7 protein-coding genes are annotated in these 10,584 nt (G+C 43.1%); 4 read left to right on the forward strand and 3 right to left on the reverse strand.

Features of this window, described 5'->3' with window-relative positions:
• Positions 1-471: 471 nt before the first annotated feature.
• On the forward strand, positions 472-1,461 hold the full coding sequence (locus ACTNEW_RS15800) for a guanosine polyphosphate pyrophosphohydrolase (protein ID WP_441062701.1): 990 nt from the start codon (positions 472-474) through the stop codon (positions 1,459-1,461).
• A 203-nt stretch (positions 1,462-1,664) separates the two neighbouring features.
• On the opposite strand, the gene ACTNEW_RS15805 is transcribed toward ACTNEW_RS15800, so the two are convergent.
• The 3 genes from ACTNEW_RS15805 to ACTNEW_RS15815 all read right to left on the reverse strand — a co-directional run bounded on the left by ACTNEW_RS15805 (position 1,665) and on the right by ACTNEW_RS15815 (position 8,776).
• Positions 1,665-4,253, reverse strand: coding sequence for a sensor histidine kinase (locus tag ACTNEW_RS15805; protein WP_441062703.1), 2,589 nt, complete (start codon positions 4,251-4,253; stop codon positions 1,665-1,667).
• 32 nt (positions 4,254-4,285) lie between these two features.
• The gene (locus ACTNEW_RS15810; RefSeq protein ID WP_441062705.1) at positions 4,286-4,987 is read right to left on the reverse strand and encodes a response regulator transcription factor; all 702 of its coding nucleotides are present in this window, start codon (positions 4,985-4,987) and stop codon (positions 4,286-4,288) included.
• A 399-nt stretch (positions 4,988-5,386) separates the two neighbouring features.
• The gene (locus ACTNEW_RS15815) at positions 5,387-8,776 is read right to left on the reverse strand and encodes an EAL domain-containing protein (protein ID WP_441062707.1); all 3,390 of its coding nucleotides are present in this window, start codon (positions 8,774-8,776) and stop codon (positions 5,387-5,389) included.
• Positions 8,777-8,936: 160 nt separating this feature from the next.
• Between ACTNEW_RS15815 and ACTNEW_RS15820 the strand changes: the two genes are divergently transcribed.
• The 3 genes from ACTNEW_RS15820 (at position 8,937) to ACTNEW_RS15830 (ending at position 10,434) form a co-directional block, all read left to right on the forward strand.
• Positions 8,937-9,365: a Fur family transcriptional regulator gene (locus ACTNEW_RS15820; RefSeq protein WP_441062709.1), complete on the forward strand. Its 429-nt coding sequence runs from the start codon at positions 8,937-8,939 to the stop codon at positions 9,363-9,365.
• Between the two features lie 70 nt (positions 9,366-9,435).
• A complete protein-coding gene (locus tag ACTNEW_RS15825; RefSeq protein ID WP_441062711.1) occupies positions 9,436-9,978 on the forward strand; it encodes an NADH peroxidase in 543 nt (180 codons plus the stop codon).
• 117 nt (positions 9,979-10,095) lie between these two features.
• Positions 10,096-10,434, forward strand: a complete 339-nt coding sequence (locus ACTNEW_RS15830; protein ID WP_441062713.1) for a hypothetical protein — start codon at positions 10,096-10,098, stop codon at positions 10,432-10,434.
• Positions 10,435-10,584 lie beyond the last annotated feature (150 nt).

A 10,584-nucleotide genomic window follows, 5' to 3' on the forward strand; every position in this document is an offset into this window, starting at 1 on the left:
CTGTCCAGCGTTTCTTGGAGCGATGTCAAGGGTGTCGTACGGCTTGTGTAGTCTTACGATGTAACTGAATAATTTTTTTAAATTCGTGTCCAAAATATGTTGACTAGTGCAAAGCATGAAACACATGACCTTTTGACCCTTGTATCATTTTATAGGATATCCCATTAATTTACAAGAAATATATATAGTATATCAAAATTTTCAATCAACAGATCCGGAAGATAGAAGAAAATTGATCGGTTAATGCTCAAACAGCAGCCTCATACAATCTGCCTTTTTCTTTGTTCGCAGAAGCTATTTGCTTTTCCTGCATTTATATGCTACCATGTTATCAATTCACAGCCCTGCATCTGACAGTTGCTTTCATAAAGCTGAACATCAGGGGTACTGTCCGATCCGTTTACAGCGCTGAACCTGTCACATCGTTTTCGAAATAACCGCACCAACAATCAATTTACCGGAGGTGATACCATGATTACACTGAACGATTACCTGTATTCCGGAGACACTGTCCTTCGAATTCTGCAGAAATACATTGAAGATCTCCGTGAGGAATCACGAATGACCCATAATGAAATCGACCTTGCGCACAGCAATTTTCTCATTCAGATTCTTGAATTACTGGAACATAATGATTTCCTGACCGCCCAATCACAGAAAATACGTGATTTCTATAAATATATGGCAAAGGAATATCCTTTTCTGGCCTTTACCTTTAAAGGACGTATCAAATCTCTGATCCGCGCAGAAGAAAAATTCAACGGTTATATCGTCGAGTACATTTACGATTACTATACCAGAAACCATACCTATCCGCCTTTATCAGAGTTGAAAAACCGCCTGAGCTGTTTCCGCGATTTCATTGCATACCGGATTGTTATCTCACTGCCGGGCTGCCATCTGAAACCAGGACAGGATAAGAAGGAAGAAGAATTGAAATATTTATATGAAATTGCCAACGTGCTTCCGCGTTTTCTCGAAGAGCGGGGATTTACCTCAGAATCCGCCCGCGGCATCAGGGCCAGTACTTCTCCTCTGCTGAATGAAACAGTAAAACCTTATTACAGAGATTATATCTGCGACTCCACCGAATACGGTTATCAGTCACTGCATATTACATTCTACGACAACAGTTCCCGCTCTTATATGGAAGTACAGCTCCGCACCAAAGCCATGGATGACAATGCGGAAATCGGTCCTGCCAATCATCTGGGATACGAAAAGCGCCAGCAGAACGAACGCGTACGCCGGGACACCATCCCGGAAGGCGAATGTATCTATTTTGATGAAGCCTATGAACGCGGCATGAAGCTTCTCAGGTTAGATTTGTCAAAACTTGATGTCAGCATGTTTTCCGCAGTAAACAACAGTCTGATCAACGATGGATGCGGACTGTACCGCGGCCGTCTGATCCTGCCCTATGAACACCTGTCCAGATTCCAGAATGACCTGATTGACTAATCATCAATCAGGTCACTTATCCGATCAATTATTTATTTTCTGATGCACCAGTATAACCCGCGATAAATAACCTTATGTTTCGCTGGTCTGCTTTCCCGATAGCACAGTTGTAAAAGCCTCAGCGTAGCCCACTACGCCTGCGTTTTTACAACTGCACTCTCGAGAAAGCATCCTCACCGAAACAATAAGGTATTTATCGTGGCTTATACTAGAGGAAATGTGATCAGCACCTTAAAAAGATCCCCGTCCAGATACAGCTTAAATCCGCCTCCCTGCAGCTCCGTAAGGCTCCGGGCAATGGATAGTCCCAGTCCGCTGCCTTCTGTATTGCGGGAACTGTCTCCACGGATAAACCGTTCTGTCAGTTCTTCCGCCGAAATATTCAGGGGCTGTGCCGAAATATTCTTCAGTGAAAATGTTACTTTTTCGCCATCAGAAGCTGTCTCTGCATAAACTCTGGTTCCTTCCATAGCATATTTCACTACATTGTTAAAAATATTCTCCAGGACACGCCACAGACGCCGGCCATCCGCACGAATCATGATCGCTTCGTCCGTTAGATGCACCATCAGAGATAACTGTCTTTCCTGGAACTTCTCATCGAATTCGCCCATCACCTGATGAAGCATCTCAATAAGATTCAAATCCGTCATCTCCAGAGAAATTGCACCGGAGCTTGCCTTGGATGCTTCCACCACATCCTCCGTAAGCACCTTCAGCCTGTGTGCCTTCTCATCCAGAATATCCAGATAACCGCAGATCTTCGGATCTGTAAAGTTTTCCCTTTTCAAAAGATCCACGTAATTGATGATCGATGTCAGCGGTGTTTTGATGTCATGCGAAACATTGGTGATCAGTTCCGTTTTCATCCGTTCATTTTTCAGGCTGCTTTCCACCGCGGCATCCAGCCCTTCTCCGATATGATTGATATATTCCGCCATCATCTTCTGCTCGCCGCGCAGCCTGTCTGTTGGAATTTTGTACTGTAGTTCGCCTTCTGAGATTCGTTTCAGACCTTCCAGGATTTGTTCCCTGCCTTCCGCTTTACGGATAAAATACAGCATCGCTCCACAGTCTACCACCGTCAGCACCAGAAGGAAAAAAGCACTTCCCGAGAAAATCAGTCCATTGATAAAAAACTGCAGGATCAGAAATCCGCCCATCAAAAGAACCATTTTGATTCTGCTTCCTGTATTATGAGAAAAGAATTCCAGAAGTTCTCCCAGCTTACTGCACATCTTCCTGACAACTCCCAGAGTCCATCGGAGAAAACTGTTTTTCCACAATGTCTTTGCCTTGATTCTTCTTACCAGGCTCATATATCCCCAAAGGAACATCAACGCCGTGAAGCTTCCCAGAATACCGGCAAACACAAACAATTCCGCTGAATCCAGGCTGAATGAATATAAGGGATCTACAAACGAATTAACAAACTCTGCCCCCAGAGCAATTCCGCAGATCCACGCAAAAAATACTCCAATCGCTGCAGCCTCCGTAAAAATCCGGTCAAAAGAATTCAGATGTACCACTTCGTCATCTGCCCGTCTTCCTGCCGCAAACGTCAGCCAGATAACGCTGAACAGAAACAGAACTGCTGCCAATCCAATCACGCGTACCGCTGCCGACCGCAGACCCATAAACTGATTATAGTTTGCATTTGTTTTTGCCAGAGAATCCTGAACCGGGAAATTTTTATCCACAGAAACCGCGAAAACAAAATCTTCCGAAATCTCCTGTCCTTCCAATGTATGCTGCCATGCCTCCAGATCCGGGCTTTCACCGCTTCCGACCCGCAGATCTGACTCACAGTCCGCCAGCTTCGTCTGAATCAGTACATAACCTTCGTTTTCTTTTATTCTTTTCAGAGACTCTTCATAGTTCCCATAAGACTCATATTCTCCGTTATTTGTATAGACTTTCCCCGCATCCTTATCGACATACAGATAGGTCAGGTTTGTGTTTCCCTCCTGGTATTGCTTCAGATTTGAAGCAGCCGCAAGATCTGCCGATACTTCATCCAGTGTTCTCTCCAGAGATGCATATGCGTCAGAAAGACGGCCCCTCCATACATCACTGTTATTTACTGCATCCAGAAGACATTCTTCACCCACCGGAGAGTACTTTTCCACAATCAGCGTGTCTGGGTAATGATAAATATTCACATATTTCACATGTCTTTCCAGATCATTCACTGTCAGGCCATCAAAAAAAGAAGAAGGCCACAGATCTCCGTCTCTGATCAGTTCCCGGATATACTCTTCAGATGCCTCGTCAGATTCTGCATCCCACTGAAACTGTATTTTTTCCTGGTCCATCATGCGCAAAAATGCATCACTGTAATAATAATATTCTTCTCCATCTTCTGTACAGCAGACAACAATGGTTTTACCCACGCTGCATTCCCATCCGGAAGATGCCCAGTTATTCAGATCGTCTTTCAGATAACCCAGACCGGAAAACTCTTTGTCGTTCAAACTTTCATATGTCAGTTTCCCTCCGTCACGGATTTTTTCAAGATCCACAACGAGTGCGGAAGAATCCTCCGTCCCCGCCAGAGACCGTTTCTTCTCTGCCTGGATTCCTTCCAGAATATGGAGGGAAGATGAAAACACATTCTGCGCAAGACTTTCCGAATCCAGATACGTTTTTCCCGCATCTCCCCAGATATAAATTCCCTGCTGTACCATTGCGATCAAAAAAGAACCACCGATTGCTGCCAGCACGACCGATACTGTAAAAATCACCATCAAAAGGACCTTTACTACACTGGTCCTGTACCATTTTTTCTCCATATAATATTCCCCTTTTCCCGCTGATTACCGCACTATCGTATTTTTTCCACTTTATAACCGAGTCCCCACACTACTTTCAGATAACGCGGTTCTTTCGGGTTAATCTCAATTTTTTCTCTGATATGCCGGATATGAACAGCAACAGTATTATCTGCCGCAAAAGCCTCTTCATTCCAGATACTTTCATAAATCTGATTGATAGAAAAAACTTTTCCCTGATTCTTCATAAGCAGAAGAAGAATATTGTATTCAATCGGTGTCAGTTTCACTGTTTCTCCATCTACCCGTACTTCCTTCAGATCATCATTCACGGACAATCCGCCGGTCTCATACACATGCTCCTGTTCCCTGTGCTGTACAGCCGCCCCCAGTCTTGTATATCTTCGAATCTGGGATTTTACTCTCGCCACCAGTTCCAGTGGATTAAAAGGCTTGGTTACATAATCATCCGCACCTACATTCAAACCAAGTATCTTATCCGCGTCCTCGGATTTGGCTGACAAAATAATAATCGGCAGCGGGTTTTCCTCCCGTATTTTCAGCGTTGCCCGGATACCGTCAAGCTTCGGCATCATGATATCGATGATCAGAAGGTCTACCGGATGATTCTTCAGCATACGCAGCGCTTCTTCGCCGTCATATGCTTTCAAAACCTGATAGCCTTCCTGCGTCAGATAAATATCAATCGCCTCTACAATGTCTCTGTCATCATCACAGACCAGAATATTCGCCAATTCACACACCTCCCCCTGTTACAGCTGTCTATATTTTCACAGCTGCTTCCTTTTACTGTCTGAGATTTTTCTCATCTCCTGCATACTCACAGGATATCAAAAAGAACTTAAGATGAAAGGGGTAAAATCTTAAGACTTTCTTAGTTTCTGTGATTCTGCCTATAAAAAATCCTTCACTAAGGACTTATTTATATCAGAGGAAGATAAGGAGCACTTTTCTCTGATATAAATAAGTGCTGTGTAAAGGACATCTTTTCATAGACTCTCCTTTCCGCAGCACTTTTATCTTCTGCAGTTTTCATAAGTCTGCGATTTCCATAAGATTTGAAGAAGCCTTCTTCGTATCATACAAAACATGAAATTTCAAACACACTTTGACACATCGGCTGATATCGTTATTTACGAACTGATGTACCGGCTGTCTCTGGCTTCTACAAATTTCTCTGTAAACTCCTCATACGGACACGGTTTCCCGAAGAAAAATCCCTGACAGTAATCCGGTGCAAAACTGCGTACGATTTCCCATTCTTTCTCATTCTCAATGCCTTCAATACAAAGCTTCAGTTTCAGCTGATGAGTCATAGAACACAGAAGCGACAGCAGATCATATTCTGTTTCCTTCACCATTGCTTTTTCTACAAAAGAACGGTCAATTTTGATGATATGCGGTTTCAGTTCACTGAGATACTGAAAATTGGAATACCCTGTGCCAAAATCATCCAGTGCAAGCTTAATTCCGCAAGCGTCCAGTTCTGACCAGAATCTTCCCGCGTTCTGATCAGCCTTGAGGAGCCCGCTCTCCGTCAGTTCCAGAATCACCGCCGAAGCAGGAACTCCCGCCTCTCTCGCCGCAGAAGCAATTTCCTGAACAATATTTGTCCTAGAAGCCTGTACATGTGAAAAATTGATACTCATATAAAAGTCAGGAATGTTTTCACGGATCAGCCTGCAGCTTTTCAGCGCATTGTGAAGGATCCACCGTCCTACCGGAATGATCAGACCTGTTTCTTCAAGAATCGGGATGAATTCCGCTGGTGACACCTGTCCGTATTCTTCCGAATGGAACCGGAGAAGAGCTTCCGCGCCATACAGACGAAGCCGGCCTTCCTCACTCCGAAACAGAGGCTGATAAAAAGCTTCAAAGCCCTCATAACCGTGATTTACAGATTTCCTCAGTATTCTGGACAGATTTTGTTTACGCAAAAATCCTCTGTAGTCCCCATGACTAAACAGATAATAATGATTTTTGCCTCCCATTCTCGCTTCATCCAGAGCAAATTTCGAAAGCATCATTGCATTGGAATAAGTATGTTCCTCCAGACTGCTGCATGGTACTGTACCGCCTGATACGGTAAATACCACCTCAAACCCGTTATCTTCCACAAACTGACCTGCCGCCTCACGCACTTTTTCGAAAAGGATTCGTGCATCTGTCGCCGTTCCTCCGCTGAAATCCAGTACCAGCAGTTCATCTTCAGTCATCTTATACAGTCTCTGCCTGCTGGAAATATTTCTGGAAATACAGGCGGCCGTCTCACGCAGAATCATATCGCTGCATTCCACACCGAATTTTTCATTAATTTCCCGGGAATCATCAATTCCAACGCGGAGAAGATATCCTTTCGGAAAATGCCCTGTCCATTTATCAAGATATTCCTGCAGACTGGATTCTCCCAGAAGTCCACTGACATTATCTGCCTTCTGTCTGGCACCGATCTCGTTGATACAGCCCACCATATAAAGAGCTTTTCCTCCATCATCCCGGACCACATAGCCCCTGCAGTTGATCCATACCGGATTTCCGTTAATATCCAGCCACCGGTACTCCATATTGTGAAGACAGCGGTCTGTATTCAGCAGATCATCAAACTCCGCTTTCAGAACATCATAATCTTCACTGTAAACAAACTTTCTGTGGTTTTCCATTACATTATGAAAAGAATTCACTTCAATCAAAAAGCGGTTCAGCGCATGCGGTGCGATATAATAAAAATCTGACCGGAAATCAAGAATATACTGACAGTCATTTGTACTCGGATTGAGCAGATCAATAAACTCACACAATTCCTCCACAGATATTTCCTGATATTTCTTCGCCTGAAGCACTTTTTCTTCATAATCCGCGGCAAGAAGACCTTTCTGGATTCCCCTCTGTTTTTCTCTCCGTCCAGCTGTATCCAGAAGTTTTCTTTTTCTCTTCTCCCGATACATCATGGCATCACTGCGGCGGACGATATCTTTAAATCCCACGTCCACTCCTTCTTCATAGCAGGCATATCCAACCGACACACTGAACGGGAACTGCAGATTTTCGGAGGCCTCTTTCACCAGAAGATTAAATTTCTTCATCTCCATTTCCAATTCCGGTTTTTCATTTTTGTTAAATACACAGGCAAATTCATCCCCACCAATACGGAAGCAGTTCCCTTCTGCATCAAATGCCTTACAGATACACTGATAACAATATTTCAGAGCTTCGTCACCGCTCTCATGCCCATACTGGTCATTGATACATTTCATATCATTCACATCAAAAAGCAAAAGTCCTGTTGTCTGGATTTCCACTTCCTGTTCTTCCAGATATTTCACTGTGTTTTCATATGCATTCCGATTCAGCGCTTCTGTCAGCATATCAATATTGGCCAGTTTCTTCAGATAGGTAATCTTCTCTTCATCCATTACCACCTTATAATACCGGATAACCTGAATCCAGATCAGCATAATAATAAAAACAATCGTTCCGACAGGCAGAAAAACTGATGTTTTCCGGAATCCTCTCGCATAGTAGGCCACCAGTTCCGTTGCACTGAAAATCATAACCATATACAAAGGAAATTTAAATTTCTGTGCAAATGGATTATCTCCTTTGCTCGCCTCATAGTGAATAGCTTTGAACACATATACCACATTCGCTGCCATAATCACATGGGTGACAGGCAATGTTGCAAAAATATCAATGATTCCCAGCATCTGCAGAAACAGAGTCAACCCCATATTAATCAGATAAGCCCAGGAGAACCACAGAAATCCTTTCCGGTATTTTGATCGCGAAATATCATATACAAACAGATTAAACGGCACCGGAAACAGATAAAAACTGAAAAAATCAACATAATACAGAGTTCTTCCGTCTGGAATCAGAAACTGAAGAAATCCGGACTGGCAGAGAGACCATACTGCTATTGTCAGCGAAAGAAGCCCAACACACCAGAAACCGCCGATTTCCTCCTGTTTCCTGCGTCTGAAAGTTGCAAAATGCAGAATCAAACTCAGAATACCGGCAAAAATAATAATACAGTTAATAATCAGAACCGGAAGAAAGCTTCGGAACAGTTCCATCACACATGCGTTTCTGCTTCCGTATTCAAAAACAGCCGTGTTTCCATAATATCCGTTATATACGGGGATAATCCGGACTTCCAGTGTTTTGCCTGCGCTGTCTCCGGGGATTTCTGCAAAATGCCACAAACTGCCGGGTGATTTCATAAAATCAGGAGCATTCTCCTCCCGGCCATATTGGTAAATTACCTCCTGATCCAGCAGCACCTCTACAATGGTATGCGTTGTTTTAAATAAAATCGTCTGAGGCTCCTCGAAATCCTCCGGCAAAACAATAATATGTATCAGGACACCGTCCTTTTTTTCCGTTTCACTGTCCAGTTTTACCGCGCTCTTCATCGACACCCTGCTGCTGTTTCCGCCAAAAGCACCGGAAAAGCATACCAGAAAAAGCAGAGCAACCCCAATAAATAAACAAAAAACAATCTCTGTTCTCTTTCCCTTATTCAAAAATAAACTCCTTCCACCTTATGTTTCAGGTATTTTTTTATAGTATAACTGATATCCCGTCAAATTCCAATACGAAAAATATACCTTGACATTTCATAGGTTATATATTATAGTGACAGTATCAGTAATAATTACTGTTTTTAGAGAAAGGAGGAGTGCCATGGCTGCTCTAAAGTACAGTCGTCAGAGAGAATCCATCAAAGAATTTCTTATGACACAGACCTCGCATCCGACAGCGGATACAGTCTACGAAAATATGAAGCAGATTTATCCGAATATCAGTCTGGGAACCGTTTACCGCAACCTCTCCCTCCTCACTGATCTCGGAGAAATCCGGAAGCTTTCAAGCTTCGGCGGTGCTGACCGTTACGATGGACGGATTCAACCGCACTGCCATTTTATCTGCACGGACTGCGGCAAAATCGTCGATATCGAAGCTCCAGATACCGGCAGTTTCCTGTCAGAAGTGCAGGAAGACTTCGCCGGAAAGATTACCGGTTATACTGCCAGATTTTTCGGAATTTGTGAAGAGTGTATGAAAAAGAAGGAAAATCAGGAAAATAGTATTGACATTTTACAAATAGTATGATATTTTAAAACAGTAATAATTACTATTATTAAAAACAAAAATATTTATATAAGAAAAGGAGATCATAACTATGGCAAAATGGGTATGTAATGTTTGTGGTTACGTTTACGAAGGAGAAGAAGCACCTGCTGCATGTCCGATCTGCAAAGCACCTGCTGAAAAATTCTCCAAACAGGATTCTGAAATGACATGGGCAGCTGAGCATGTTGTTGGCGTTGCTCAGGGTGTCAGCGAAGATATTCTTGCTGATTTAAGAGCTAACTTCGAAGGAGAATGCTCTGAAGTTGGTATGTATCTTGCAATGGCAAGAGTTGCTCACAGAGAAGGATATCCGGAAATCGGTTTATACTGGGAAAAAGCTGCTTACGAAGAAGCTGAGCATGCTGCTAAATTTGCTGAACTCCTTGGCGAAGTTGTTACAGACAGCACCAAGAAAAACCTTGAAATGCGTGTTGCAGCTGAGAACGGCGCTACTGCTGGTAAATTTGACCTTGCAAAACGTGCAAAAGCTGCTAACCTTGATGCTATCCATGATACTGTTCATGAAATGGCAAGAGACGAAGCTCGTCACGGCAAAGCATTCGCCGGCCTTCTGAAGAGATACTTCGGCTAATGAAATATTTCACGGTTTATTTCAGAAAATCAAGCATTTCCTGACATACCGGAAAAGAGGGGTTCAGGATTTTCCTGGACCTCTTTTGTAAAATATATATGAAAGAAGATATTTATTATGAAAATCAGACTTGATAAAGCAATTGTAGAATTTATTCCTGAAAATGATATCGAAACCGCAGAATTAAAAGCATTATGGGTAAGAATGGGCAACTGTGAAGGAAAAACGAAACAGCTTGAGCCTATGGGAGTTTATACTCCGGAAGATCCGGCTACAAAAAATGCAGCAAGATTCCATCTTGAAGGGCTCAGCGAAAAAGAACTGAAATCTATTCCGGCTTTCTTCGCACCGTATGACACAGACGTTTACTGTGCAACCTGCAATAAGACCGTATTTGTTAAAAAAGGTGACCAGATTCCGATCTGCTGCGGAAAACTTATGGAAATTATTGATTGATTTACTATAAAAGTCCCGGACAGCAGCCATGTGTCGGAGCATGCGAGCATGCTCCGACACATGGATATTGGACGGGCTACCCGTATGAGCAAGTAACGAAGTGAATTGCGAATACGGGGGGATTGCGTTTGCCATCGAATTTTATTATTG

Source organism: Blautia sp. HCP3S3_G3, assembly GCF_052063365.1.
Classification (GTDB): domain Bacteria; phylum Bacillota; class Clostridia; order Lachnospirales; family Lachnospiraceae; genus Blautia_A.